Origin of the sequence: Rhodococcus sp. LB1 (assembly GCF_001583455.1) — a bacterium.
Lineage (GTDB): Bacteria > Actinomycetota > Actinomycetes > Mycobacteriales > Mycobacteriaceae > Rhodococcus_F > Rhodococcus_F opacus.
The window spans coordinates 1-623 of record NZ_LTCZ01000344.1; the positions used below are offsets into that span (position 1 = coordinate 1).

The following is a 623-nucleotide window of genomic DNA, read 5'->3' on the forward strand; positions in this document are numbered from 1 at the left end:
CGGTGAAGTGGCTGTGCCAGATCCTCGAGGTCTCCCGCTCGGGGTTCTACCGGTGGCGGGCCGCCGCGCCGGCCCGGGCCGCCCGCACCTCCGCCGACGAGGAGTTGGCCGCCCGGATCCGCGCCATCCACGACGACTCCGACGGCACCTACGGGGCCCCACGGGTGACCGCCGAACTGCGCGATGCCGGGATCGAGGTCAATCACAAGCGGGTCGAACGGGTCATGCGCGTGAAGGGGATCGTCGGGCTGCATCTGCGCAAACCGGTGCGCACCACCGTCCCCGCCCCGGACGCGGCCCCGGTGCCGGACCTGGTCCGGCGGGATTTCACCGCGAGCGCACCGAACACCAGGTACGTCGGGGACATCACCTACCTGCCGGTGGGTGACGGTGAGGTCGATCGCCGACCACATGCGCACCGAGTTGGTCACCGACGCGCTGCGGGCGGCGGCCGCCTGTCGTGGCGCCGCCGGGCTCGATGGATCAATATTCCACTCCGACAACGGATCTCAATATGCATCGGCGGAATTCGCCGAACTCTGCTGCGAGTTGGGGGTGACCAGATCGCGGGGTGCGGTCGGAACGTCGGCGGACAACGCGGCCGCCGAGTCGCTGAATGCGAC

The 623-nt window shown here is 70.1% G+C and carries 1 pseudogene; it reads left to right on the top strand.

Features of this window, described 5'->3' with window-relative positions:
* A pseudogene (locus AZG88_RS34805) lies at positions 1-623 on the top strand (IS3 family transposase); the annotation flags it as partial.